This window comes from Frankia sp. CgJB1, from assembly GCF_977947065.1.
In genome coordinates this window covers 1-25,242 of record NZ_CDWTNB010000046.1, presented here as the reverse complement: position 1 = coordinate 25,242, position 25,242 = coordinate 1, and the positions used below count along the sequence as shown (strand labels likewise).

Here is a 25,242-nt window from a genome sequence, read left to right as displayed (position 1 = left end):
GGCCCGCGCCGCGGTCGCGGCGGTCGCTGCGGCGGGCTGCACCCGCCTCGGCGTCGTCGCCCGCCGGCCCGCCGCCGTGGCGGAGGTGACGGAGATCGGGTTGCGGCTGGGCGTCGAGGTCACCGCGCTGCCCTGGGATCTGCTGGCCGCGGGCCTGCCGGCCGGCCCGGCTCTGGTCATCTCCACCACGCCCGCCGGCGCGACCGACGGGCTCGCCACCAGACCGTGGTCGCCAGCCTGTCAGCTCGTAGAACTGCTCTATCATCCCTGGCCCACGGCGCTGGCCGCCGCGGCCTACCGGGCCGGTGCCCGGGTCGCAGGTGGCCTGGAGATCCTCGCCGCCCAGGCCGTGGGGCAGGTCGAGCACTTCACCGGGCAGGTGGTTCCCGCCAGCGTTCTGCTGGCCGCGGGCCAGGCCGCGCTGGACGAGCGGGCGCAGGCGGACAGGCCCCCGGCGGTGCCGGCGGTGCCGGCGGTGGAGGTCGGCGTGCCGGCCGGCCATGGTTTCGCGGGGAGTGGTCCCCGCGGCCGCGGCGGACCTGCCGGCGGATAGCGGTGCCGGGAGTGGTGCCGGGCGGCGCGCTCAGCATGTTGATCGCCCTTCCGGCGCTCGCCGCCCTGCCGTTCGGTCGCCGGGTCGTGGCCGGCGTGCCGGCAGTGCCCGGGGAGGCCCCGCACCGGGAGGTGCCCGGGGCGGTGGCGCTCGGTGCCGTGACGGTGCTGGTCGCCACGGCCGTGACCGTCGCCCTGCACGATCATCCGAGCTGGTTGCTGGCCTATGTGTACCTGGCGGTCGTCGGGGTCTGGCTGGCCGTGATCGATCTTCGGGTGCACCGCCTGCCCGACCATCTGGTACTGCCGTCCTATCCGGTGCTTGCCGGGCTGTTCGGCCTCGCCGCGCTGGTCACCGCCGAGCCCGACCGTCTGCTGCGCGCCGGGGTGGCGGCCGCCGCCGTCTGGATGATCTTCCTGGGGGTGCATTGCCTGCCGAGGGCGGGACTTGGGCGCGGCGACGTCAAGGTGTCCGGCCTGCTGGGCGGTGCGCTGGGCTGGCTCGGCTGGCCGAGTGTGGTGTTCGGGCTGTTCGCCAGCGTCGTCCTCGGGGGGCTCTGGGCAAGCGCGCTGCTGGTGGCGGGGGCCGGGTCGACCGGCATGACCGCATCGCCTACGGTCCCTTTCTGCTTGCCGGGACGCTGCTCGCCGTCCTCGGCCGTGCCGGCTGATCCCGGTTATTCTACTTGATCCATATTATTTTGTTTAATCCCAATCGTCCTATTTGATCCTGATAGTTCCGTTTGATTCCGGTCGTCCTGCCTGATCGCGGTCGTGACCTGGGCGGTGAGCGTGAAAGACTGGAGCCATGGTGCGTTGGCTGACGGCGGGGGAGTCTCATGGTCCCGCCCTGGTGGCGACGGTCGAGGGGCTGCCCGCCGGGATCCGGATAACCAGTTCCGACATCTCCGCCGAGCTGGCCCGCCGCCGGCTCGGGCACGGTCGCGGCGCGCGGATGAGCTTCGAGCGTGACGAGGTCGAGCTGCTCGGCGGAGTCCGCCACGGCGTCACTCTCGGCGGCCCGGTCAGCGTGGTCGTCCGCAACACCGAGTGGCCCAAGTGGGAGCGGGTCATGTCGCCCGACCCGGTCGATCTGGCGGCGCTGGCGGGCCTGAGCCGCGCAGCCCCGCTGACCCGGCCCCGGCCCGGCCATGCCGATCTCGCCGGCATGCAGAAGTACGGGTTCGACGACGCCCGGCCCGTGCTGGAGCGCGCCAGCGCCCGGGAGACCGCCGCGCGGGTCGCGCTCGGCACCGCGGCCAAGGCGCTGCTGCGGCAGGCATACGGCATCGAGGTGATCTCGCACGTCGTCGCGATCGGCGCGGTCGAGGTGCCCCCGGGGGTGCCCGCCCCGACGTCGCTGGCGGCGGTGGATGCGGACCCGGTCCGCTGTGCCGACCAGGCGACCAGCGTGCGGATGGTCGCCGAGATCGACGCAGCCCACGCCGACGCGGACACCCTCGGCGGCATCGTCGAGGTGCTGGCGTATGGCTGCCCGCCCGGGCTCGGCAGCTACGTGCACGGCGACCGGCGCCTCGACGCCCGGATCGCGGGCGAGCTGATGGGCATTCAGGCGATCAAGGGCGTTGAGTTCGGGGACGGTTTCACCACCGCGCGGCGGCGGGGTTCCGTGGCGCACGACGAGATCGAGCCGGCCGGTGCCGGCGGCCGGCGGGTGCGGCGGGCGACTGCCCGGGCCGGCGGGGTCGAGGGCGGCATGACCACGGGCGAGCCGTTGCGCGTGCGGGTGGCGATGAAGCCGATCTCCTCGCTGACCAGGCCGTTGTCCACGGTGGACGTGTCCACTGGCGAGGCGGCGGTCGCGATCAACCAGCGGTCCGACGTGTGCGCGGTGCCCGCGGCCGGGGTGGTGACGGAGGCGATGGTCGCCCTCGTGCTCGCCGGCGCGGCGCTGGAGAAGTTCGGGGGGGACTCGGTGGAGGAGACCCGGCGCAATTACGAGGGGTACCTGAAGTCCCTGGTCATCCGCTGATCGGCGGCGGGAATCGGCAGGCGGCGAAGACAGAGGATCATCGTGGGGGAGCCGGCGACGGACGCGTGGGCGGGGCCGATGGCCTGGACGGGGCCGATGGTGGTGCTGGTCGGAGCGCCCGGAGCGGGGAAGACGGCGGTGGGCACCCAGCTGGCGCGGCGGTGGGGGGTGGGTTTCCGCGACACCGACGCCGACATCGAGGCGGCGTTCGGCACCACCGTCGCGGACATCTTTCTCGATCATGGTGAGGAGTACTTCCGGCTGGCCGAGCGCCGGGCGGTGGCGGCCGCGCTTGCGGATCATCGGGGGGTCCTGGCCCTTGGCGGGGGAGCGGTGCTCGACGCCGAGACCCGGACCCTGCTGGCCGGGCACCGGGTCGTCTATCTTGAGGTGGGAGTTTCCGACGCGGTGCGGCGGGTGGGCCTCGCCCGGGACCGTCCACTGCTGGTCGAGGGGCCCCGCACGCGGCTCGCCGCCCTGCTCAGGGCACGCCGGCCGCTCTACGCCGAGGTGGCGACGGTGGTCATCGACACCGCGGGGCACGAGCCGGACGAGGTGACCGACCAGGTGGCGGCGGCACTGGGCCCGCTGCTCACGGCGGGCAGCGGACCGGGCGAGGCGGCGGATGCCGCAGGGGGCAGACGGTGAGTATGCAGGTGAAGGCCGCCGACATCGTGCGGATCCCGGTACGGCCGGGCGGCGGGCGTCCCTACGACGTCGTGCTCGGGGCGGGCCTGCTCGGCGAGCTCGCCGAGGCCGTCGCCGGGCGGACCCGCGCCGCGGTGATCCATCCCGGGGCGTTGCGGGCCACCGCGGACGCCGTCGTCGCCGACCTGCGGGAGAACGCGGGCGTGGAGGCGCACGCCATCGAGGTGCCCGACGGCGAGGAGGCCAAGCAGCTGCGGATCGCCGGCTTCTGCTGGGACGTGCTCGGCCGGATCGGCTTCACCCGGGACGACGTGGTGATCGGCCTCGGCGGCGGCACCGTGACGGACCTGGCCGGGTTCGTCGCCGCGAGCTGGCTGCGCGGGGTGGACGTCGTCCAGGTGCCGACCACCGTGCTCGGCATGGTCGACGCGGCGGTCGGCGGGAAGACCGGCATCGACATCGACGCGGGCAAGAACCTGGTCGGGGCGTTCCACCAGCCGCTCGGCGTGCTGTGCGATCTGGCGGCGCTGGAGTCCCTGCCTGCCGTCGAGGTACGCGCCGGGCTCGCCGAGGTCGTCAAGACCGGTTTCATCGCCGACGCGGCGATCATCGATCTGCTCGACGCCGATCCGACCGGCACTGCGCATCTGCCCGAGCTGATCGAGCGGTCCATCCGGGTCAAGGCCGAGGTGGTCTCCGGCGATCCGCGGGAGGACGGCCGGCGGGAGATCCTCAACTATGGTCACACCCTCGGTCATGCCATCGAGAAGGTCGAGCACTTCAGCTGGCGGCACGGCGCGGCGATCTCGGTGGGCATGGTGTTCGCGGCGGAGCTGTCCCGGCTTGTCGTCGGCCTCGACGATGCCACCGCCGACCGGCACCGCGAGCTGCTGACCCGCATCGGCCTGCCGGTGACCTACCGGGGCGACCGGTGGGCGGCGCTGCTCGACGCGATGCGGGTCGACAAGAAGGCGCGGGGACGGCGGATGCGTTTCGTCGGCCTCGAGGCGCAGGGCCGCATCGTCATCCTGGACAATCCGGATGCTGGCCTGCTGATCGCGGCGTTCACCACCGTCGCCGAGGATCGGTAGACTCGTCGCGGCGGTTTGTAGGATCGCCGCCACGTCCGCGCCCGGTGTCCGCGCCCGGTGCGTTCGCCCGGTGGCGGGCCCGGAAGCGGCCTGAGGATGGGGAAGCGGCCTGGGATGGCCTGGGGAGCCTGGGGAGAGAGCACCGCGGTCCTCGCACGAGGGTCCGGGTAACGACCACACCCGCCGTCGGCGTACGGCGATGGAAACGGAGAACGCGCGCAGTGGCGACCACCAACGACCTGAAGAACGGCATGACGCTCGACATCGACGGGGTGTTGTGGAACGTCGTCGGCTTCCAGCACGTCAAGCCGGGTAAGGGTGGGGCGTTCGTCCGCACGACCCTGAAGAACGTGCTCACCGGGAAAGTCGTCGACCGCACCTTCAACGCCGGGGTCAAGGTCGACGTCGCGACCGTCGACCGCCGCGAGATGACCTACCTCTACCGGGACGGTGCCGATTTCGTCTTCATGGACAGCGAGTCCTACGATCAGATCCCGATCCCGCCGGATGTCGTCGGCGGGACGGCCGACTACATGCTGGAGAACACCGTGGCCACCGTCGCGCTGCACGACGGCGCCCCGCTCTACGTCGAACTGCCGGCCAGCGTCGAGCTGACCATTTCGCAGACCGACCCGGGGGTGCAGGGCGATCGCTCGACCGGCGGGACGAAGCCGGCCACCCTGGAGACGGGCGCCACCATCAACGTGCCGCTGTTCATCACCAGCGGGGAAAAGGTCAAGGTCGACACGCGTGACGGCCGGTACCTGGGCCGGGTGACGAGCTGAGCGCCAGGTCCAAGGCCCGTAAACGGGCACTGGACATCCTCTACGAAGCGGACGTGCGCGCGAGCGCCGTGCCGGAGATCCTCGCTGCCCGGCTGGCCCAGTCCGATCCACCGGTGTCGGAATACGCCGTCGAGCTGGTCGAGGGGGTCATCGAGCACCGCGGGGAGATCGACGAGCGGATCGCCCGGTACGCCGAGGGTTGGACGTTGGAGCGGATGCCGCCGGTCGACCGCAACATTCTGCGGATCGCCGTGCTGGAACTGCTCTGGCGTCCCGACGTCCCGGATCGGGTCGCCATCGACGAAGCCGTGGAACTGGCGAAGAACCTCTCCACCCACCGGTCGCCGGCGTTCGTCAACGGGCTGCTCGCGAGTCTGGTCGAGAGGAAGAGCCCGGCCACCACGGCCGAGCCGACCGGACGAGGATCGGCGGTGGATTCCATTCCCGGCCAGCCGTCGTAGCGGCGGTCTACCGGGGTTACCCGGTTACCCTGCTGCCAGGTTACCGGGAGGGAACCGGGATCGGCGTTCCCGGTACGTCGCCCACAGGCGACGTACCGGGTCCTTCCCCGGATACGTGTGCCGCGGGTGCGAGCCGGCGGACTGTGGTACCGGTACCGCGGTACCGGAGCGAGGCTAGACGTCGGTCGCCGCGGCGTCCGCGCCCTGCTCCGGAGACAGCACGCCCCAAGAGACGAGCTGCTCGGTGAGCTTGCTCGGCGAGGTGTCGTAGATCACCGCGAGCGAGCGCAGGTCCTCGTACCGGATCGAGAGCACTCGGCCGTTGTAGTCGCCGCGCTGGCTCTGAATGGTCGCCGCGTACCGGGCGAGCGGACCGCCCTGCTCCTTGGGAACCTGGGAGAGACGCTCGAGGTCGAGGACGATCCGGGGAGACTGCTCCAGCGGAGCGACGGTGGAACCCTCGGGAAGAAGCTCCCCCACCGGAACGCCGTAGAATTCCGCGAGCTCGGAGAGGCGCTGCACGGTGACGGCGCGGTCCCCACGTTCGTAGGAACCCACGACGACGGCTTTCCACCGACCGTGCGACTTCTCTTCGACGCCATGAAGCGAGAGCCCCTGCTGGGTGCGTATCGCGCGCAGCCGAGCACCGAGCGCTTTCGCATAGTCGGACATCGGAGTGCCCACTCCTGTCGTGGTCGATCAGTTGGAACCGGGGCTCGTGCCGCCGGCGGTTACCGATAGTAGTGCCCGCCGGGTTGACGCTCGACACCCGGGGGGTCGTGTCGCCTCTTTCTTTGTACCACTTTCTGTAGCCCTCTGGTTGCGCCCTATGCCTGAGCGGTGGGAACTTCCGGGTGCCGTCACCGCTGTGGCGACGGCGTCGAACCCAGTGACAAGTAGTGACAACATGATGCTGCGTGGTTGGCGCGGCAATAACGTCCCGCGCTGTCCGGACCGGTGGGCGACCCGTCGTCGCGCTGGGCGCCAGGGGCGGTCGGCGTCCGGAGACGAGACCCTCACACGTCCTGAGGGCCCTGGTAACGTCGCTGGGACCACTCCTTTAAGGACCGTCCCGTGAGGCGGGGAAGGAGGGATGCCGCGTGGCTCCGGCTGCCGCGAGCGACCCCGCATCGCGCCGTCCCGGCATCGCCCGGGCAGTACTGTCCGCAGACGACATCACCCGGATCGTCAGCCGGATGGCGCATCAGATTCTCGAGAAGACCTCCGGTGGCGCCGGGGTCGTCCTGCTCGGAGTACCCACCCGAGGGGTACCTCTCGCGCACCGGCTGGCACAGCGGGTGCAGGCCGTCGAGGGGGTGCGTCTCCCGGTTGGCTCCCTCGACCCGACCATGTACCGCGACGATCTGCGACTGCGCGGCGTGCGTCCCCTCGAGGTGACCGACATTCCCGAGGGTGGTGTCGACAGTCGCGTGGTGATCCTCGTCGACGACGTCCTCTACTCCGGGCGCACGGTGCGGGCGGCGCTGGACGCCCTGGCCGCCTACGGCCGGCCGCGTGCCGTCCAGCTCGCGGTCCTGGTCGACCGGGGCCATCGCGAGCTGCCGATCCGCGCCGACTACGTCGGGAAGAACATGCCGACCTCGCGTCGGGAGTCGGTGGCCGTCCGGCTGCGGGAGATCGACGGCGCCGACGGCGTACTGATCCTCTCGGCCGCCGGGGGGGACGTCGCCGACGGCGCGCCTCCCGGGAACCAGCCATGATCGGGGGGAGTGCCGTGCGGGGAGCACGAGCCGGGTTCGGGGGACGGGTGTGAACCGCCATCTCCTCTCGACCGAGGATCTCGACCGGGACGACGCGCTGCTGGTGCTGGACACCGCTGAACGGATGGCGCGGGTCGCCGAGGCGTCGGTGCGCAAACTGCCGACCCTGCGGGGCCGCACCGTCGTCAACCTGTTCTTCGAAGACTCCACCCGCACCCGCACGTCCTTCGAGGTAGCCGCCAAGAGACTGTCGGCCGATGTGATCAATTTTTCGGCGCGCGGGTCAAGCGTGTCGAAGGGCGAAAGCCTGAAGGACACGGCGCAGACCCTCGAGGCGATGGGCGCCGACGCCGTGGTCTGCCGGCATGCCGCGAGCGGCGCGCCGCACCGACTGGCCTCCTGGGTGCGCGGCAGCGTGGTGAACGCGGGAGACGGCACCCACGAGCACCCGACCCAGGCCCTGCTCGACGCCTTCACCATGCGCCGCCGGCTCGGCCGGATCGACGGCCTCGCCGTCACCATCGTCGGCGACGTGCTGCATTCCCGGGTAGCGCGATCGAACGTGTGGCTGCTCGCCACGCTGGGCGCGACGGTGACCGTCGTGGCCCCGCCGACGTTGTTGCCCCTCGGGATCTCCTCGTGGCCGGTCGAGGTGTCGTACGACCTCGACGCCGTGCTGCCCAAGAGCGACGTGGTGATGATGCTGCGGGTCCAGCGGGAGCGGATGTCCGCGGCCTTCTTCCCGACCGAACGGGAGTACAGCCGGCGCTACGGGCTGGATGCCGACCGGGCGGAGATGTTGCCCGGCCACGCCCTGGTGATGCATCCCGGCCCGATGGTACGCGGGATGGAGATCGCCTCCCGGGTCGCCGACTCCGCCCGGTCGACAGTCGTGGAACAGGTTGCGAACGGGGTGAGCGTGCGGATGGCCGTGCTGTACCTGTTGCTGGGTGGTTCCGGGGGGATCTTATGACGACGCCCGCGGCGGAAACGCCGGTGGGGACGCCGGTGGGGACCTCCTGGGTCCTGCGGCGGGTCCGCCCGCTCGGCGGGGACCCTGTCGACGTCGTCCTCGCGGGCGGGGTGGTGGCCGCCTGGCGACCGGCCGGCTCCACGCACGCCGGGGCCGGGGGACTGCCCGCCGGCACCACCGTGTTGGGCACGGACGGGCTGATCCTGCTCCCCGGCCTGGTCGACCTGCACACTCACCTGCGGGAACCCGGCCGGGAGGACGCCGAGACGGTCGCCTCCGGCACCCGCGCCGCGGCCCTCGGTGGCTACACCACCGTGTTCGCGATGGCGAACACCAATCCGGTCGCCGACACCGCGGGGGTCGTCGAGCAGGTGTGGCGACTCGGCCTGGATGCGGGTCACTGCGACGTCCGGCCGGTCGGCGCGGTCACCGTCGGGCTTGCCGGCGAGCGACTCGCCGAACTCGGCGCCATGGCCTCCTCCGCGGCGGGCGTGCGGGTCTTCTCCGACGACGGGCACTGCGTGTCGGACGCGCTGCTCATGCGCCGGGCGCTGGAGTACGTCAAGGCGTTCGACGGGGTGATCGCCCAGCATGCGCAGGAACCGCGACTGACCGAGAACGCCCAGATGAACGAGGGCACGGTGGCCGCCCGGCTGGGGCTGCCGGGGTGGCCCGCGGTCGCCGAGGAGGCGATCATCGCCCGGGACGCGCTGCTGGCCGGGCACGTCGGCTCCCGGCTGCACGTCTGTCACGTCTCCACCGCCGGATCGGTGGAGATCATCCGGTGGGCCAAGGCGAAGGGCTGGAACGTCACCGCCGAGGTGACCCCGCACCACCTGCTGCTCACCGACGACCTGGTCTGCTCGTTCGACCCGGTCTACAAGGTCAACCCGCCGCTGCGCACCGCCGCCGACGTCGCCGCGCTGCGCGCCGGGCTCGCCGACGGCACGATCGACTGCGTCGCCACCGACCACGCCCCGCACGCGCTGGAGGACAAGGAGACGGAGTGGGCCGCCGCGCGTCCCGGCATGCTCGGTCTCGAGACGGCGCTGTCGGTGGTCATCGAGACGATGGTCATCCCGGGCCGGTTGGACTGGGCCGGGGTCGCCGAGCGGATGGCACTGGCCCCGGCGAGGATCGGTGGCCTGCCGCGAACCGCGACCGAGGTGTGGAGTTCCATAGCAGTGGGCGCACCCGCGACCGTCACCCTGCTCGGCCCGGCGCCGTGGCGGATGGTCGAGCCCGACGCGCTCGCCAGCCGCAGCCGCAACACGCCCTATGCGGGCCGGTCGCTGCCGGGAACGATCCGCGCCACGTTCCTGCGGGGACGGCCCACCGTGCTCGACGGGAAGATCGTATGATTGTTTCGCGCGCCGCATCCCTGCAGGCCGCCGGGCCCGCCGTCGCCTTGGACCGGGCGCCGGACCGCCTGGGGCTGCACCTGCTTCTCCTGCTCGGTCTGTTGCTGGTGTTCGTCGCGGTAGTCGGTTCGATGCGACGGGCGTGGCGCAACCGGGCCGAGCGTCAGGAGGAGGACCTTCCCGAGCTGCCCGTCCCGCCGGCGGAACCGGGCACGGTGTTCGCCGCTCCGCTGCGCGGGATGTACCTCGGCACCGTCGACGCCGGGCACTGGCTGGAATGGATCGCCGCCCGCGGGCTGGGCGGGCGGGCCGGCGGCTACGTCAGCGTGTACGAGACCGGGGTGCGGGTGGACCGCCCCGGGGAGGCGTTCTGGATCCCGCGCGAGGCCGTCCGCGGTGCCCGGCTGGAGCGGGCGCACGCCGGCAAGGTTTCCGCTCCCGGGCGTCTGATCGTCATCGCGTGGTCGTTCGGCGGGCACGAGCTGGAGACCGGTTTCCGTGGCGAGGACCGCGCCCGTCAGCCCAAGGTCGTGCGCGCCGTCCACGACCTGATCGGCCCCCCGCTCGCGCAGCTGGCACCGGGCGACGTCACCTCACCGCACGCGGTACCGCGGATCCGCCCCCGGGCCATCGCGCCCGGCCCCGGGACGGTGGGCCGGCCCGGGCAGCGACCGGGTTCCGGACAGCCGACCGAGGAGATGCCGGCGATCCGGACCGGCCCTCGGCTGCGTTCCCGGGGGGAGCGGGCCCAGGCCCGCGGCGAGCAGGCGGTGCCCGCCGACCGGCGGCCCTACGCGGAGCGGTGGCGCTCGGACCAGCGACTCCCCGATCGGCGACACCCGGATGAGGGTCACCTCGACCCGCGCCGCCCCGACTCGCGCCATCCCGATCAGCGGCCGGCGGATCCGGGATCGGGCCCCGGGTGGGTGCACCCGGGACAGCTTGATCAGTCTGACCCCGGCTGGTCGTCGGTTGACCCGTTGACCTCACCGCTCGGTGAGGTCAACAGGCTGAAGGAGGATCGGTGAGCACTCCCACCACGACGCCGACGCGAGCGGTCCTGATGCTGGAGGACGGTCGCAGCTTCGTCGGCGAGGCGTACGGGGCGATCGGCGAGACCTTCGGCGAGGCCGTGTTCTCCACCGGGATGACCGGCTACCAGGAGACGCTGAGCGATCCGTCGTTCCACGGCCAGGTCGTCATCATGACCGCCCCGCACATCGGCAACACCGGCGTCAACGACGAGGACTACGAGTCCGAGCGGATCCAGGTCGCCGGGTTCGTCGTGCGTGACCCCGCCCGGCGGGCCTCCAACTGGCGCGCCCGGGGCACGCTTGACGACGAGCTGGCCGCGGCCGGCGTGGTGGGGATCAGCGGGATTGACACCCGGGCGCTGACCCGTCACCTGCGTGAGCTCGGCTCGATGCGGTGCGGGATCAGCAGCGTGCTCGACGCCGACGCCGACGCCGATGGTGGCCCGGTCGGCACGGGCCCGGGTTCCGGCGCGGACGGCGAGCGGGCGGCGGTGTTCGACGCCCTGCTCGACCGGGTCCGCGCCTCCCCGGAGATGCTCGGCGCGGATCTTGCGCCCCGGGTCTCCACCCCTACCCCCTATGTGGTGGAGGCGGTGGCGGGCGCCGCGCTGTTCAAAGTCGCCGCGCTCGATCTCGGCATCAAGCGCGCGACGCCGGCCGCCATGGCCGCGCTGGGCTGCGAGGTGCACGTGCTGCCGGCCCGCACCATCGGCGAACAGCTGCTGGCGCTCGAACCGGATGGGGTGTTCCTGTCGAACGGTCCCGGCGACCCGGCGGCGGCGGACTATGCGGTTGACGCGCTGCGGACGGTGCTGCGGGCCGGTGTCCCGGTGTTCGGGATCTGTTGCGGGCACCAGCTGCTGGCCCGCGCTCTCGGCTTCGAGACGTACAAGCTCACCTACGGCCACCGCGGCGTGAACCAGCCGGTCGGGGACATGGCGACCGGGCGGATCGCGGTCACCAGCCAGAACCACGGGTTCGCCGTGCGGGCGCCGCTGACCGGGGTGACCGACACCCCGTTCGGCCGGGTGGTGGTCAGCCACCGCGGCCTCAACGACAACGTCGTCGAGGGATTGGAGTGTCTGGACGTGCCGGCCTTCAGCGTGCAGTTCCATCCGGAGGCCGCGCCGGGGCCGCATGATGCCTCCCCGTTGTTCGAGCGGTTCCGCGCTTTGATGGCGGACACCCGGGAGCGTGGCAAGAGATCTGTCGGGAGTGAACGATGAGTGGTTCGACGAGCCAGGGGTCCCCGCGGGTCAGGAGCGCAGCGAGTGATCCGCGGGAAAGGCTGAGCAGTGTCCTGGTCCTCGGCTCCGGGCCGATCGTGATCGGCCAGGCGTGCGAGTTCGACTATTCGGGTACCCAGGCCTGCCGGGTGCTGCGCGCGGAGGGCCTGCGGGTCATCCTGGTCAACAGCAACCCGGCGACGATCATGACCGATCCGGGGATCGCGGACGCGACCTACGTCGAGCCGATCATCCCGGACATCGTCGCGAAGATCATCGAACGGGAGCGGCCCGACGCGATCCTCGCCACCATGGGGGGCCAGACCGCGCTGAACACCGCCGTCGCCCTGCACGACGCCGGTGTCCTGGACCGCTTCGAGGTCCGTCTGATCGGCGCGAACATCGACGCGATCCGCGCCGGGGAGGACCGTCAGGCGTTCAAGGACATCGTCGCCGCGGTCGGCGGCGAGACCGCGCGCAGCGCCATCTGCCACACCGTCGCCGAGTGCCTGGCCGCCGGGGAGGAGTTCTCCTACCCGGCGGTCGTGCGACCCAGCTTCACCCTCGGCGGCGCCGGCAGCGGCTTCGCCCATGATTCCGGCGAGCTGCGCCGGATGGCGGCGGACGGACTGGCCGCGAGCCCGTCGACCGAGGTGCTGGTGGAGGAGTCGGTCCTCGGCTGGAAGGAGTACGAGCTCGAGCTGATGCGCGACCGCGCGGACAACGTGGTCGTGGTCTGCTCGATCGAAAACGTCGACCCGATGGGGGTGCACACCGGCGACTCGATCACGGTGGCGCCGGCGATGACCCTGACCGACCGCGAGTACCAGCGCATGCGGGACATGGCGATCGCGGTGATGCGGGCCGTCGGCGTCGACGCCGGCGGCTGCAACATCCAGTTCGCCGTCGACCCGGCGACGGGCCGGCAGGTGGTCATCGAGATGAACCCCCGGGTGTCGCGGTCCTCGGCCCTGGCCTCGAAGGCGACCGGCTTCCCGATCGCGAAGATCTCGGCGAAGCTCGCGCTCGGGTACACCCTCGACGAGATCCCCAACGACATCACCCGCACCACGCCCGCGGCCTTCGAGCCGGCGCTGGACTACGTCGTGGTGAAGGTGCCGCGGTTCGCGTTCGAGAAGTTCCCCGGTGCCGACCCGACGCTCACGACGACGATGAAGTCCGTCGGCGAGGCGATGGGGGTTGGCCGCAGCTTCGCCGAGGCGCTGCAGAAGGCGCTGCGCTCGATGGAGGCCCCGGGCTCGGTGTTCTCCTTCGTCCCGCCCGAGGCGGACGCCGCCGACCTGCTGGAAGCCGCGCGGGTTCCCCACGACGGCCGGTTGCGTACCGTCCAGCAGGCGCTGCTCGCCGGCGCGGATCCCGACGAGGTCACCCGGGTCACCGGGATCGACCCGTGGTTCGTCGACCAGCTCGTCTTCCTCAACGAGACCGCGGCGACGATCAGTCGCAATCCGGCGGGCATCCGGCGGGCCAAGCGAGCCGGGTTCTCCGACGCCCAGCTCGCCGAGATCCTCGGCACCTCCGAGGACGTGGTCCGGGCGTTCCGCCACCGCACCGGCATCCGGCCGGTGTTCAAGACCGTCGACACCTGCGCGGCGGAGTTTGCCTCCGAGACCCCGTACCACTACTCCGCTTACGACGCCGAGACCGAGGTCGCGCCGAGCGAACGGCCGCGGGTGATCGTGCTCGGCAGCGGGCCCAACCGCATCGGCCAGGGCATCGAGTTCGACTACGCCTGTTGCCATGCGGTGATGGCGCTCTCCGGCGCCGGCTATGAGACCGTCATGGTCAACTGCAACCCGGAGACGGTGTCCACCGATTACGACACCGCCGACCGGCTCTACGTCGAGCCGTTGACGGTCGAGGACGTGCTCGAGGTCGTCCACGCCGAGCAGCAGGCCGGGCCGCTCGCCGGGGTGATCGTCCAGCTCGGCGGGCAGACCCCCCTCGGCATCGCCGCGGCGCTGGCCGAGGCGGGCGTGCCCGTCGTGGGCACCCCGCCGAAGGCGATCCATCTGGCTGAGGACCGCGGGCTGTTCGGGCGTGTGCTGGCCCGGGCGGGCCTGCCCTCGCCGCCGCACGGGGTGGCGACCTCTTTCGCCGAGGCGCGCACGGTGGCCGAGCGGATCGGGTACCCGGTGCTGGTGCGGCCGTCCTACGTGCTCGGCGGGCGCGGCATGGAGATCGTCTACGACGACACGATGCTGTGCGACTACATCGATCGGGCCACCGCCATCTCCCCGGAACATCCGGTGCTCGTCGACCGGTTCCTCGACGACGCGGTGGAGATCGACGTCGACGCCCTCTACGACGGGGAGACGCTCTACCTCGCCGGGGTGATGGAGCACATCGAGGAGGCCGGGGTCCATTCGGGCGACTCGGCCTGCGTCCTGCCGCCGATCACGCTGGGCCATTCGGAGCTCGACCGTATCCGGGCGTCCACCGAGGCGATCGCGAAGGGCGTCGGGGTGCGGGGCCTGCTCAACGTCCAGTACGCCCTGCAGTCCGATGTGCTCTACGTCCTGGAGGCCAATCCCCGGGCGTCGCGGACCGTGCCGTTCGTCTCCAAGGCCACCGCGGTGCCGCTGGCCAAGGCCGCTGCCCGGGTGATGCTCGGCGCGACCATCGACGAGCTGCGGGCCGAGGGCCTGCTGCCGCGTTCCGGCGATGGCGGCACCCTGCCGCTGGACTCGCACATCTCGGTCAAGGAGGCCGTGCTGCCCTTCGGGCGCTTCCGGGACGCCGGTGGCCGCGGCGTCGACACCGTCCTCGGGCCGGAGATGAAGTCGACCGGTGAGGTGATGGGCATCGACGACGGCTTCGGTACAGCGTACGCCAAGTCTCAGGCCGCCGCATACGCCTCGCTGCCCACCTACGGCCGGGTGTTCGTCTCCGTGGCCAACCGGGACAAACGGGCGATGGTTTTTCCGATCAAGCGGCTCGCGGATCTTGGTTTTGTCGTCTACGCCACCGAGGGGACCGCGGACGTGCTGCGGCGCAACGGGGTTAAGGCGGTCGTCCTCGGTAAGCACTGGGCCCCCACCGAGGGGCTACTCGACTGTGTCGAGATGATCACATCCGGGCAGATCGACCTCGTCATCAACACCCCGTGGGGCGTCGGCCCGCGCCTGGACGGCTATGAGATCCGCACGGCCTGCGTGAGTGCCGGGGTTCCGTGCATCACCACGATCCAGGGTGCGGCGGCCTGTGTTCAGGGCGTGGAAGCGCTGGTACGGGGGGAGCTGGGGGTCCGATCGTTGCAGGAATACCACGCGGCGCTGCGGCAGGCGTGGGGCGGGGGACAACCGGGCGGCTCGCCGCCCGGATCCTCCGGCTCTGTGGCGCCTGAGTCTGTGGCGCCCGAGTCTGCCGCACTCGGACCGGCGGCCAGGACGAGCAGATGAGCGCCGGCCGGAGGAGCTCCGACGGGAGGAGTGCCGCCGCGCCCCGCTTCACCCCGCCGCGGGGCCGGGCGCCGCTGGCGGTCGCGCTGGATGCCCCGGACGCCGCGACCGCGCTGCGTTGGGCTGCCGCGGTCGCCCCCACCGTGGCCGTGCTAAAGATCGGTCTGGAGCTGTTCTACCGGGAGGGCCCGGCAATCGTGACGGCGCTGCGCACGGCCGGCGTGCTCGCCGGGGCCGGCGGCGCGACGCACGCCGCGGGCCGCGCCGGAAGCGCCCCGGAGTTGTTCCTCGATCTCAAACTGCACGACATTCCCGCCACGGTCGCCGGGGGAATGCGCTCAATCACCCCGTTGGGCCCTCGTTTCGTGACCGTGCATGCGGCTGGGGGGGCGGCGATGATACGTGCGGCGATCGAGGCGGCCCCGGATGTCGAGGTAGCCGTCGTGACCGTACTCACCTCGCTGGATGTGGCGGCGCTCAGCGCGATCGGGCTCGCCGGACCCCCTTCCGACGCCGTCCGCAGGCTTGCCGTGCTTGCGGTCGAAGCCGGTGCGCGCACCCTCGTGTGCAGTCCGCGGGAGGTGCGAATGGTCCGTATGGAGCTTGGTAGCAATGTGACTCTCATCACCCCAGGAGTGCGACCGGGGAGGTCGGAAACCGGCGATCAGGCCCGAACCGCGACGCCGGAAGCTGCCCTTGTGGGGGGTTCTGACCTGGTCGTGGTGGGTCGCCCAATCACCGGTGCGCCCGATCCCGGGGTCGCCGCGAAGGCCGTCGCCGCAGGTCTCGGCGCTGCCAGCAGGGCTGTTGACCTGCTGTGACGCCGAGGGGACCAGGGTGTGTTCGTCCTGGTGCGGTACGAAGCGGTACGGTGGGGCCGCCGTAGACCGAAAGGGTGCGGCACGAGTGGGACACCCCTTTCGTCCGTCAAAGCCTTCTCTTGTGCTGACAATATGTTCGTATCAGAGTGTTATGGCCAAGGCTGGCCTGAGGAGCCCCTTCCTCGCTAGTTTGCGCGGCGCGATCACCGAATTGAGGAGGCGTACCCGTGCCCCTGCCGCCCCTAACGCCCGAGCAGAGGGCCGCCGCCCTCGAGAAAGCAGCGTTGGCTCGTAAGCAGCGTGCGGAACTCAAGGAGCGGTTGAAGAAGGCGGAGACCACTCTGGCCGCCGTCCTGGAACAGGCCGAGGCTGATGAGGTCGTCGGCAAGATGAAGGTTTCGGCTGTTCTGGAGTCGCTTCCCGGAGTGGGGCGCATACGCGCCCAGAAGATCCGGGAACGGCTCGGGATCAGTCCGACCCGCCGGCTGCGGGGACTCGGCGCCAAGCAGCGTGCCGCACTCCTCGAGGAGTTCGGCATGGCCTGATCCGGTGGGGTGGGAAAACCACTCCGCCAACCCGGATCATGGTTACGGCGGGTAGCGGCGTTGACGGGAGGGTGGCGTCACTCACATTCTTCCGGCGATGTCGCCCTTCCTTCCGGTCGGATCGGGGGCAGCATTCTTTACCTCCCCCGATCCGGCCGTCCCTGGGAAACCAGTCCCGTCCTCGTGTCCTTCGGGGACCGATGACCGGGTGCGCGCCGACTGACCGAGAGGTCCTATCGTGGTGCCCGTGGGTCTTACAGTGCTGTCCGGGCCGTCCGGAGTCGGGAAGGGCACCGTCGTCGCGGCAGTCCGGGAACGTCACCCCGAGGTCTGGGTCTCGGTCAGTGCCACCACGCGGCCACCGCGTCCGGGTGAGACCGACGGTGTCGAGTACCACTTCGTCGACGCCGAGGAGTTCGCCCGGATGGTCAAAGCCGGGGAGTTCGTCGAGCACGCGATGTTTGCCGGACACGCCTACGGCACCCCCCGCCGCCCGCTTCTCGAAAGGCTCGCCGCAGGTGTGCCTTGCCTGCTGGAGATCGAGCTGCTGGGCGCCCGGCAGGTGCGCTCGGCGATGCCACAGGCCCGTTTCGTCTTCCTCGCCCCGCCCACCTTCGACGAGCTTGTCCGTCGGCTGACCGGTCGGGGGACCGAGTCACCCGAGGTCATCGCCCGCCGGCTGGACCGGGCGCGCATCGAACTCGCGGCCGAGACGGAGTTCGACGACGTGATCGTGAACGACGACGTGCGGTCCGCGGCGGCCCGCTTGGTAGCATTGATGATCGGCTCGTAGGTCCGGCCCACTGGTCGCCCGCGCAGCCGACATCTCCGTACAGCCCGCCCTGCCCCGCGCAGCCTGCGCTCTGCACTGTCCGGACGGCGCAGCCGCCTCGGACGTCCCATTCCGGAAGGACATCGTGGCCGGTACCGTCGCCCATCCCGAAGGCATCACCAACCCCCCCATCGACGAGCTCCTCGAGGCGACCGACTCGAAGTACAGCCTGGTCATCTACGCGGCGAAGCGAGCTCGTCAGATCAACGCCTACTACTCGCAGCTCGGTGAGGGTCTGCTGGAGTACGTCGGCCCGCTGGTCGAGACGACCAACGCGCAGGAGAAGCCGCTGTCGATCGCGCTGCGTGAGATCAACGCCGGCCTGCTCACCCATGAGACCGTTACCGACAGCCTCCCGCCGGTCTCCTGATATAGGACGATGACCGAGATGCCCGACGCCGAGATGCCTGACGCTGAGCGATCCGGCACCGGGCCGTCCGGCACCGGGCCCGGCCCTCGGCGTCCCCGGGTCGTGCTCGGTGTGGCGGGCGGCATCGCCGCCTACAAGGCGGTGGAGGTGCTCCGCCGGTTCACCGAGTCCGGCCACGAGGTCCGGGTGGTGCCCACGCTGTCGGCGCTGAGGTTCGTCGGCGCGACGACCTGGGCGGCGCTGTCGGGGAACCCGGTCACCACGGACGTGTGGGACGACGCGGACGAGGTCGCCCATGTCCGGATCGGCCGCGAGGCCGACCTCGTCCTCGTCGCGCCGGCCACCGCGGACCTGATGGCCCGCGCGGCCGCCGGGCGCGCCGACGACCTGCTCACCGGCACCCTGCTGACGGCGACCTGCCCGGTCGTCTACGCGCCGGCGATGCACACCGAGATGTGGCAGCACCCGGCCACCCGGGCGAACGTGGCGACCCTGCGGGCGCGGGGAGCGGTGGTGGCCGAGCCGGCGGTGGGCCGGCTGACCGGCGCCGACTCGGGTCCGGGCCGCCTGCCGGAGCCGGCGGAGATTGCCGCGCTCGGCATGGCGGTGCTGGCCCGGGGTGCGGCCGGGGTGCGGCCCGATCTGGCTGGCCGGCATGTCCTGGTCACGGCCGGCGGCACCCGGGAGTACCTCGACCCCGTCCGGTTCCTCGGCAACGCCTCGAGCGGCCGTCAGGGGTACGCCGTGGCCAGGGCGGCCGTGGCGCGGGGAGCCTCCGTCACGGTGGTGGCGGCGAACGTCGCGCTGCCCGAGGTCGCCGGCGCCCGCACGATCCCGGTCACCTCCGCGGCGCAGCTGCGCGATCGGGTCCACGAGGTCGCGCCCTCGGCGGACGTGGTCGTCATGGCGGCCGCGGTCGCCGACTTCCGCCCCGGGGCGCCACAGGCCTACAAGATTAAGAAGGAGTCTGCGGCCCCGGGCTCCATCCCGCTCGTGGCGAATCCCGACGTGTTGGCCGAGCTGCTGGCGAACCGCCGGCCCGGTCAGGTTCTCGTCGGTTTCGCCGCCGAGACCGGCGGCCCCGGCGGGGGGGTACTCGACCACGCCCGGGCCAAACTGGCGCGCAAGCCGGTCGACCTGCTCGTGGTCAACGAGGTCGGCGCCGGCCTCGGATTCGAGGTGGAACACAACGCCGCCGTGGTACTGGACCCCCGTGGTGGCGAGACGGCCATCGAGCGCACGAGCAAGGACCTCCTCGCGCATCGGATCCTCGACCTCGTGGTCGGCCTTACGGCCGATCGGACCGATGGAACGCCCGCCGAAGCGCTGCGTGTACCCCTCGCGGCACCTCGGTAAGCTTCGTCGGAATCAACCGGATCACCCAGGGGGTTAGTCCAGTGGCGACGCGCCTGTTTACGTCCGAGTCCGTCACCGAGGGGCATCCGGACAAGATCGCCGATCAGATCAGCGACTCGATTCTCGATGCCATGATCAAGGATGACCCGAAGAGCCGGGTCGCCGTGGAGACACTCATCACGACGGGTCAGGTCCACGTCGCCGGCGAGGTCACCACAAAGACCTACGTCGACATCGCCTCCGTCGTCCGCGAGCGCATCCTGGAGATCGGTTACGATTCCTCCAAGAAGGGTTTCGACGGCGCGTCCTGTGGCGTCAGCGTGTCGATCGGCGCGCAGTCCCCGGACATCGCCCAGGGCGTCGACACGGCGCACGAGACCCGCGTCACGGCGCACGAGACCCGCGTCGAGGGTTCCGCCGACGACGAGTTCGACCGGCAGGGCGCCGGCGACCAGGGCCTGATGTTCGGGTTCGCCTGCGACGAGACCCCTGAGCTCATGCCGCTGCCGATCGCGCTGGCGCACCGCCTCGCCAGGCGGCTGTCCGCGGTCCGCAAGGATGGCCAGGTCGGCTACCTGCGCCCGGACGGCAAGACCCAGGTGACCATCGAGTACGTCGATGGGAAGCCGGCCCGGCTCGACACGGTCGTCGTCTCCTCCCAGCATGCCGCCGATATCGACCTGGACACCCTGCTCGCGCCGGACATCGCCGAGTACGTCGTCGAGCCGGAGCTGGCCCTGCTCGAGATCGCCACCGAGGGGCGCCGGCTGCTGGTCAACCCGACCGGCCGGTTCGAGATCGGCGGCCCGATGGGTGACGCCGGCCTGACTGGCCGTAAGATCATCGTCGACACCTACGGCGGTTACGCCCGCCATGGCGGTGGCGCCTTCTCCGGCAAGGACCCGTCCAAGGTCGACCGCTCCGCCGCGTACGCGATGCGCTGGGTCGCCAAGAACGTCGTCGCCGCGGGTCTCGCCAGCCGCTGCGAGGTCCAGGTGGCGTACGCGATCGGCAAGGCGCAGCCGGTCGGCCTGTTCGTGGAGACCTTCGGCACCGGAACCGTCCCGGACATCCAGATCCAGGACGCGGTGACGAGCGTGTTCGACCTCCGTCCCGCAGCGATCATCCGGGATCTGGACCTGCTGCGGCCGATCTACGCCCAGACGGCCGCCTACGGCCACTTCGGTCGCCCCGAGCTCGATTTCACCTGGGAGTCCACCGCACGCGCCGAGGCTCTCCAGCGCGCCGTCAAGGGCTGACCCGACGCTCGTCTCCCGCCCCCGCGGGACCCCTGTCACGCGGGTCCCGGGAGCGGATCGGAAGATCGGGGAGATCGGGGAGGTCGTGTCCCGCCGGTCGCCGTCCCGGCGAGGGAACGGGGTCGGAGGATGAACGGGGTCGGAGGATGTCGTAGGCGGCTGGTACGAATGTCGTCATGACCGAGCACCCCGGCACCCTCCCCGGCCTCAGCCCGTCAGCGGCCGGCCCGGGGGGTGCCCGGTCGGGGGCTTCGCGGTCAGGGGCTTCGCGGTCGGGAATTTCGCGCTCCGCGGGTCCCGGTTCGCCGCGGCCGCTCGCCGCGCGGCTGCCGGTGGCGCGGGTTGCCGTCGACACTCCGCTCGCCCATCTCGACCGCCCCTTCGACTACCTCGTGCCGGCGGACCTGGCTGACCTGGCGGTGCCGGGGTCCCGGGCCCGGGTCCGGTTCGCGGGCCGGCTGGTCGACGGGTTCGTGCTGGAGCGTCGCGAGAGTTCCGACCATTCCGGTCAGCTCGCGCCGCTGGCCCGGTCGATCTCGTCGGAGCCTGTGCTGTCCGAGTCCGTCGCGAAACTCGCCCGCGCGGTTGCCGATCGTTACGCCGGCACGCTGGCCGACGTCCTCCGGCTCGCCGTGCCTCCCCGCCACGGCCGGGCGGAGGTTGTCTCACCGAGGCTTGAGGCTGTGCCGCCGGGGCCTGAGGCTGTGCCGCCGGAACCCGGCGAGTGGGGCCGCTATCCCACGGGTCCGTCGATGCTCACCGCCCTGGCTGCGGGCAGGTCACCGAGGGCGGTCTGGTGGGCCCCGCCCGGCCCCGCCTGGCCGGAGATGATTGCCACCGCGGCCGCCGCTACGGCGGCGTCCGGTCGCGGCGTACTCGTCGTCGTACCCGATCATCGTGATGTCGATCGGGTCGAGGCGGCGATGGTCGCCGCGGTCGGTCGGGAGACCACCATCGCACTGCGGGCCGATCTAGGCCCGGCCCGGCGGTATCGCGCGTTCCTCGCGGTCAGCCGCGGACAGGCGCGGGCGGTGGTGGGTACCCGCGCGGCGATGTTCGCGCCCGTGGCCGAGCTCGGCTTGGTGGTGGTGTGGGATGACGGTGACGACCTGCATGCTGAGCCGTTGGCCCCGTACCCGCACGCCCGAGACGTCGCCGTCCTGCGCTCCCGGCTCCAGGGGTGCGCGCTCGTGATCGGCGGGTTCTGCCCGTCGACGGATGCCGAGGCGCTGGTGCGCACGGGGTGGGCGCACCCGGTGGTGCTGCCCCGGGAGCAGGTACGCGCGCTGGCTCCCCGGGCCGAGGCCACCGGCTCCGACCTCGAACACGCCCGTGACCCCGCAGCCCGGGCGGCGAGGCTGCCCTCCCTCGCGGTGCGGACCGCCCGGGATGCGCTGGCGGCCGGTCTGCCGGTACTGGTCCAGGCGCCGAGGAGGGGATATCAGCCGTCACTGGCCTGCGCGGCCTGCCGGCGGCCCGCCCGGTGCCCGCACTGTCAGGGGCCGCTGGGCCGGGCGGCGGGCGGTGGTGCGCTCTCCTGCCGGTGGTGCGGCCGTCCGGTCGCCGCGGCGGTCTGGCACTGCCCGTCCTGTTCGGGCCCGCGGCTGCGCGCCTCGGTGACGGGAGATCGTCGTACGGCGGAGGAACTGGGGCGGGCCTTTCCCGGCGTCCCGGTCCGCACCTCCGGCCGGGACGGGGTGCTCGCCACCGTGCCCGCCGAACCGGCTCTCGTCATCTCGACCCCGGGGGCGGAGCCCGTGGCGGACGGCGGCTATGGGGCGGTGCTGCTCCTCGACGGCTGGGCTCTGCTGGGCCGTCCCGACCTGCGTGCGGGGGAGGAGACTCTGCGCCGGTGGACCGCCGCCGCCGCGCTCGCCCGGCCCGCCGCGCGCGGGGGGCGGGTCATCGTCGCGGCCGACGCCGGACTCGGGCCGGTCCAGGCGCTCGTCCGTTGGGATCCCGGCACGTTCGTCGCCCGGGAGGCCGACGAGCGGGCGGAGCTGGGGTTCCCGCCGGCGACCCGGATGGCGTCCGTAGCGGGCACCGCCGCGGCGGTCGCGGAGCTGCTGGCCGCCGTCGAGCTTCCCGACGGCGCCGATGTGCTCGGGCCGGTACCGCTGCCCCCCGCACCGTCCGCGCGGGCCGTTCTCGACGGCGCGAACCAGGGCGATCCGTCCGCGGTGGGCGCCGGGCAGCGCGGCCCCGGCAGCGCCACCTCCGGCCCCGAGGAGATCGAACGGGTCCTGATCCGGGTCCGGCGCGAGCGCGGCGCGGCCCTGGCGGCCTCGCTGCGATCCGCTCGCGGCGTCCTCGCGACCCGGCGAACCACCGGCCGGTTACGGATCCAGCTCGACCCCCTGGTCCTCGGGTAGCGCCGGCAGGTGGTCCTCGGGTAGCGCCGGCGTGGTCTGGTTCGCACCGCCTGGCGTGGCCCCGCACACCACGGCCGGCTTCGCGCCATGGCTCATGATCCCCGGTCGCGGGCCCGGCCCGGACCGCGGCCGTCCGCCACCTCCGAGCGCCGGCGGGGTACGGTCGTCGGCGGCGACAGGCCTGTGGACGTCAGCCCGTACTCCCGGCCGGAGAACGGCGGGATGGTCCCGGCCCGGTCGGACACCTCGGATCGATGACCCCCGGAGACGGTCACGGCGTCGGCAATGACGTCGCGACGGATCGGTGCTTCGCGTATGCGTCTTGTTTTCGCCGGTACTCCGGCGGTGGCTCTGCCCAGCCTGCGGGCGTTGATCGACAGCCCGCGCCATGACGTGGTCGCGGTTGTCACCCGGCCCGATCGGCCCTCCGGGCGGGGGCGGAAGGTGAAGCCGCCCCCCGTCCACGTCCTGGCCGACGAGGCCGGCATCCCGGTGCTGAGCCCGGACCGGCCCCGGGACCCGGAGTTCCTGGCCACGCTTGCCGGCCTCGCGCCCGACTGCTGCCCGGTGGTGGCCTACGGCGCGCTGCTACCGCTTGCGGCGCTCGCTATTCCCCGCCACGGCTGGGTGAACCTGCACTTCTCCCTGCTGCCGGCCTACCGCGGGGCGGCTCCGGTGCAGCGCACCCTGCTCGCCGGGGACGACCTGACCGGCGCGAGCGTCTTCCAGATCGAACCGGCGATGGACTCCGGTCCGGTCTACGGTGTCCTCACCGAGCGGGTTCGGCCGACGGATACCTCCGGTGACCTGCTGGACCGGCTCGCCGAGGCCGGCGCCGGGCTGCTGGTCGCGGTGATGGACGGCATCGCCGACGGGACGGTACGGCCCGTGGCCCAACCCGCCGAGGGGATCTCCTTCGCGCCGAAGCTGACCGTCGAGGAGGCCCGGATCGACTGGACGAAGCCGGCGATCGCGGTGGATCGGCTGGCGAGGGCCGCCACTCCCGCGCCGGGAGCCTGGACGACGTTCCGCGACCGGCGGCTCAAGATCGGCCCGGTGCGCCTCGGTGCGGTGCCCGGTCGGTCGGCCGGGCCGGTAGCGCTGCCCGCCGGGCTGCCGGCGGATCAGATCATGGTGCTCCCCGGCGGGGACGTGGCGGTCGGCACGGGCACAAGCCCGGTGCTCCTCGGCGAGGTACGTCCCGAGGGACGAGGCCCGATGGCGGCCGCCGCCTGGGCCCGCGGGGTCCGGATCGCCGAGGGGGAGACCCTCGGCGAGATCGGCGCACGGACCGCTGCCGGCGCCGGCGGCGGTGGCCCGGCCGGCGCGATGCCAGTCAGTGGAGGAACGTCGTGAGATCGGCCGGTTCGCCGGGCACCCGTGGGCCCCGGCCAGCGTCAAGCGTCGACCGGCCGCGGCTGCTGGCCTGGGAGGTGCTTCGGGCGGTGGACGAGCGCGGCTCCTACGCCAACCTGCTGCTGTCGTCCCTGTTGGCGGGCAGCGGACTGTCCGCCCGGGACCGCGGGTTCGTCACGGAGCTCGCCTACGGTTCCCTGCGCGCGCAGGGCACCCTCGACGGGGTGCTCGACACGGCGACGAGCCGACCCGTCCACACCATCGACCCGCCGGTGCGCGACGCGCTGCGCCTGGGCGCCTACCAGCTGTTGCGGACCAGGGTCCCGGCCCGCGCGGCCGTGGCCAGCACCGTCGAGCTGGTCCGCACGACGAGCGGCGAGCGCCCGGTCCGCTTTGCGAACGCCGTGCTGCGTCGGGTGGCCGCCCGGGTAGCCGAGACCGGCGGCGATCTCGCCACGATGCTGTCCGCGCCGCAGTTCGACGTCGACCCTGTCGGTCACCTGGTGGTCGTGACGACGCATCCCCGCTGGATCGTTGAGGTCGTCGCGGAGGCCCTGGCCGGCGACCTCACGGCGACCCGCGCCGCGCTGGAGGCAGACGACGCCCGACCCGCGGTACACCTGGTCGCCCGCCCGGGCCGGGTGGACCGTGACCAGCTGCTCGCTGAGGCCGCGCAAGCAGGTCTGACCGCCCGGCCCGGCTCCTATTCGCCGTATGCGGTACGCCTCGACGGCGGGGACCCGGCGGGGCTGCCCGCCGTGGCCGCGGGCGCGGCCGCCGTGCAGGACGAGGGCAGCCAGCTCGTCACCCTGGCCTTGGCCCGCGCGGCGACGGTGGGCCGCGACCTCGGGCTGACCGTCGACCTGTGCGCGGGTCCCGGCGGGAAGGCGGCCCTGCTCGCCGCGCTGCTCGGCGGCTCCGCCTCATCGGACAGGCTGGGTCTGCCGGCCAGGCTGGGTCCACCGGACAGGCCGGCCCTGATCGCGGTCGAGCCCCGGGCGACCCGGGCGGCCATGGTGGCCCGGTCCCTGGGCGGCGCGGCGCGGGCCTGGACGGTGCGCGCC

Annotated in this window: 23 protein-coding genes and 1 pseudogene; 22 read left to right on the top strand and 2 right to left on the bottom strand. The window is 72.4% G+C overall.

Features of this window, described 5'->3' with window-relative positions:
* From AC08OT_RS07880 to nusB, 7 genes and pseudogenes are all read left to right on the top strand, one after another.
* A pseudogene (locus AC08OT_RS07880) lies at positions 1–553 on the top strand (shikimate dehydrogenase); the annotation flags it as partial.
* Between the two features lie 2 nt (positions 554–555).
* Positions 556–1,242: a prepilin peptidase gene (locus tag AC08OT_RS07875; RefSeq protein ID WP_476602683.1), complete on the top strand. Its 687-nt coding sequence runs from the start codon at positions 556–558 to the stop codon at positions 1,240–1,242.
* Between the two features lie 118 nt (positions 1,243–1,360).
* Positions 1,361–2,545: a chorismate synthase gene (aroC, locus tag AC08OT_RS07870; protein ID WP_476592706.1), complete on the top strand. Its 1,185-nt coding sequence runs from the start codon at positions 1,361–1,363 to the stop codon at positions 2,543–2,545.
* A gap of 42 nt (positions 2,546–2,587) precedes the next feature.
* Complete coding sequence (locus tag AC08OT_RS07865; protein WP_476592705.1) at positions 2,588–3,193, top strand: shikimate kinase; 606 nt, start codon at positions 2,588–2,590, stop codon at positions 3,191–3,193.
* A 2-nt stretch (positions 3,194–3,195) separates the two neighbouring features.
* A complete protein-coding gene (aroB, locus tag AC08OT_RS07860) occupies positions 3,196–4,284 on the top strand; it encodes a 3-dehydroquinate synthase (RefSeq protein WP_476592714.1) in 1,089 nt (362 codons plus the stop codon).
* A gap of 221 nt (positions 4,285–4,505) precedes the next feature.
* On the top strand, positions 4,506–5,069 hold the full coding sequence (gene efp / locus AC08OT_RS07855; protein ID WP_011437591.1) for an elongation factor P: 564 nt from the start codon (positions 4,506–4,508) through the stop codon (positions 5,067–5,069).
* Entirely contained in the window at positions 5,066–5,530 is a 465-nt protein-coding gene (nusB, locus tag AC08OT_RS07850; protein WP_476592713.1) for a transcription antitermination factor NusB, read from the top strand. Before efp ends, nusB begins: the two co-directional genes overlap by 4 nt.
* 174 nt (positions 5,531–5,704) lie before the next feature.
* On the opposite strand, the gene bldD is transcribed toward nusB, so the two are convergent.
* The gene (gene bldD / locus AC08OT_RS07845; protein WP_011437589.1) at positions 5,705–6,202 is read right to left on the bottom strand and encodes a transcriptional regulator BldD; all 498 of its coding nucleotides are present in this window, start codon (positions 6,200–6,202) and stop codon (positions 5,705–5,707) included.
* Positions 6,203–6,630: 428 nt separating this feature from the next.
* Here bldD and pyrR point away from each other — a divergent pair, with 428 nt between their 5' ends.
* The 13 genes from pyrR (at position 6,631) to AC08OT_RS07780 (ending at position 22,822) form a co-directional block, all read left to right on the top strand.
* On the top strand, positions 6,631–7,251 hold the full coding sequence (gene pyrR, locus AC08OT_RS07840) for a bifunctional pyr operon transcriptional regulator/uracil phosphoribosyltransferase PyrR (protein WP_476602682.1): 621 nt from the start codon (positions 6,631–6,633) through the stop codon (positions 7,249–7,251).
* A 49-nt stretch (positions 7,252–7,300) separates the two neighbouring features.
* Complete coding sequence (locus tag AC08OT_RS07835; protein WP_476592703.1) at positions 7,301–8,224, top strand: aspartate carbamoyltransferase catalytic subunit; 924 nt, start codon at positions 7,301–7,303, stop codon at positions 8,222–8,224.
* Positions 8,221–9,585, top strand: a complete 1,365-nt coding sequence (locus tag AC08OT_RS07830) for a dihydroorotase (RefSeq protein WP_476592702.1) — start codon at positions 8,221–8,223, stop codon at positions 9,583–9,585. Before AC08OT_RS07835 ends, AC08OT_RS07830 begins: the two co-directional genes overlap by 4 nt.
* Positions 9,582–10,613 (top strand): PH-like domain-containing protein, encoded by a 1,032-nt coding sequence (locus AC08OT_RS07825; RefSeq protein WP_476602681.1) that lies wholly within the window; start codon positions 9,582–9,584, stop codon positions 10,611–10,613. Before AC08OT_RS07830 ends, AC08OT_RS07825 begins: the two co-directional genes overlap by 4 nt.
* 35 nt (positions 10,614–10,648) lie before the next feature.
* Positions 10,649–11,845, top strand: a complete 1,197-nt coding sequence (gene carA, locus AC08OT_RS07820; RefSeq protein ID WP_476592531.1) for a glutamine-hydrolyzing carbamoyl-phosphate synthase small subunit — start codon at positions 10,649–10,651, stop codon at positions 11,843–11,845.
* On the top strand, positions 11,842–15,267 hold the full coding sequence (carB, locus tag AC08OT_RS07815; protein ID WP_476592521.1) for a carbamoyl-phosphate synthase large subunit: 3,426 nt from the start codon (positions 11,842–11,844) through the stop codon (positions 15,265–15,267). Before carA ends, carB begins: the two co-directional genes overlap by 4 nt.
* Positions 15,264–16,088 (top strand): orotidine-5'-phosphate decarboxylase, encoded by an 825-nt coding sequence (gene pyrF / locus AC08OT_RS07810; protein ID WP_476592522.1) that lies wholly within the window; start codon positions 15,264–15,266, stop codon positions 16,086–16,088. The genes carB and pyrF overlap by 4 nt, the downstream gene beginning before the upstream one ends.
* Positions 16,089–16,315: 227 nt before the next feature.
* Positions 16,316–16,633 carry an integration host factor, actinobacterial type gene (mihF, locus tag AC08OT_RS07805; protein WP_476592523.1) on the top strand — a complete coding sequence of 106 codons (318 nt, stop codon included), beginning with the start codon at positions 16,316–16,318 and terminating at the stop codon, positions 16,631–16,633.
* Positions 16,634–16,880: 247 nt separating this feature from the next.
* Positions 16,881–17,426 carry a guanylate kinase gene (gene gmk / locus AC08OT_RS07800; protein WP_462186067.1) on the top strand — a complete coding sequence of 182 codons (546 nt, stop codon included), beginning with the start codon at positions 16,881–16,883 and terminating at the stop codon, positions 17,424–17,426.
* Between the two features lie 124 nt (positions 17,427–17,550).
* Positions 17,551–17,835 (top strand): DNA-directed RNA polymerase subunit omega, encoded by a 285-nt coding sequence (gene rpoZ, locus AC08OT_RS07795; protein WP_462186068.1) that lies wholly within the window; start codon positions 17,551–17,553, stop codon positions 17,833–17,835.
* 33 nt (positions 17,836–17,868) lie between these two features.
* On the top strand, positions 17,869–19,191 hold the full coding sequence (coaBC, locus tag AC08OT_RS07790) for a bifunctional phosphopantothenoylcysteine decarboxylase/phosphopantothenate--cysteine ligase CoaBC (RefSeq protein ID WP_476592532.1): 1,323 nt from the start codon (positions 17,869–17,871) through the stop codon (positions 19,189–19,191).
* Positions 19,192–19,232: 41 nt separating this feature from the next.
* Positions 19,233–20,450 (top strand): methionine adenosyltransferase, encoded by a 1,218-nt coding sequence (metK, locus tag AC08OT_RS07785; RefSeq protein ID WP_476592524.1) that lies wholly within the window; start codon positions 19,233–19,235, stop codon positions 20,448–20,450.
* A 176-nt stretch (positions 20,451–20,626) separates the two neighbouring features.
* The gene (locus tag AC08OT_RS07780) at positions 20,627–22,822 is read left to right on the top strand and encodes a primosomal protein N' (protein ID WP_476592525.1); all 2,196 of its coding nucleotides are present in this window, start codon (positions 20,627–20,629) and stop codon (positions 22,820–22,822) included.
* Positions 22,823–22,914: 92 nt separating this feature from the next.
* Here AC08OT_RS07780 and AC08OT_RS07775 read toward each other — a convergent pair whose 3' ends face one another.
* Positions 22,915–23,097, bottom strand: coding sequence for a hypothetical protein (locus AC08OT_RS07775; RefSeq protein WP_476602680.1), 183 nt, complete (start codon positions 23,095–23,097; stop codon positions 22,915–22,917).
* A 40-nt stretch (positions 23,098–23,137) separates the two neighbouring features.
* On the opposite strand from AC08OT_RS07775, the gene fmt reads away from it, so the two are divergent.
* A complete protein-coding gene (gene fmt, locus AC08OT_RS07770) occupies positions 23,138–24,178 on the top strand; it encodes a methionyl-tRNA formyltransferase (RefSeq protein WP_476592526.1) in 1,041 nt (346 codons plus the stop codon).
* On the top strand, positions 24,175–25,242 hold a 1,068-nt coding region (locus AC08OT_RS07765), incomplete at its 3' end, for a transcription antitermination factor NusB (RefSeq protein ID WP_476602679.1). The genes fmt and AC08OT_RS07765, both read left to right, overlap by 4 nt.

Bases quoted from the DNA above. Each gene is read 5' to 3' on its own strand.
- aroC (WP_476592706.1), top strand. From the start codon at position 1,361: ATGGTGCGTTGGCTGACGGCGGGGGAGTCTCATGGTCCCGCCCTGGTG.
- aroB (WP_476592714.1), top strand. From the start codon at position 3,196: ATGCAGGTGAAGGCCGCCGACATCGTGCGGATCCCGGTACGGCCGGGC.
- bldD (WP_011437589.1), bottom strand. From the start codon at position 6,202: ATGTCCGACTATGCGAAAGCGCTCGGTGCTCGGCTGCGCGCGATACGC.
- AC08OT_RS07830 (WP_476592702.1), top strand. From the start codon at position 8,221: ATGACGACGCCCGCGGCGGAAACGCCGGTGGGGACGCCGGTGGGGACC.
- AC08OT_RS07825 (WP_476602681.1), top strand. From the start codon at position 9,582: ATGATTGTTTCGCGCGCCGCATCCCTGCAGGCCGCCGGGCCCGCCGTC.
- carA (WP_476592531.1), top strand. From the start codon at position 10,649: ATGCTGGAGGACGGTCGCAGCTTCGTCGGCGAGGCGTACGGGGCGATC.
- carB (WP_476592521.1), top strand. From the start codon at position 11,842: ATGAGTGGTTCGACGAGCCAGGGGTCCCCGCGGGTCAGGAGCGCAGCG.
- pyrF (WP_476592522.1), top strand. From the start codon at position 15,264: ATGAGCGCCGGCCGGAGGAGCTCCGACGGGAGGAGTGCCGCCGCGCCC.
- coaBC (WP_476592532.1), top strand. From the start codon at position 17,869: ATGCCTGACGCTGAGCGATCCGGCACCGGGCCGTCCGGCACCGGGCCC.
- AC08OT_RS07780 (WP_476592525.1), top strand. From the start codon at position 20,627: ATGACCGAGCACCCCGGCACCCTCCCCGGCCTCAGCCCGTCAGCGGCC.
- fmt (WP_476592526.1), top strand. From the start codon at position 23,138: ATGCGTCTTGTTTTCGCCGGTACTCCGGCGGTGGCTCTGCCCAGCCTG.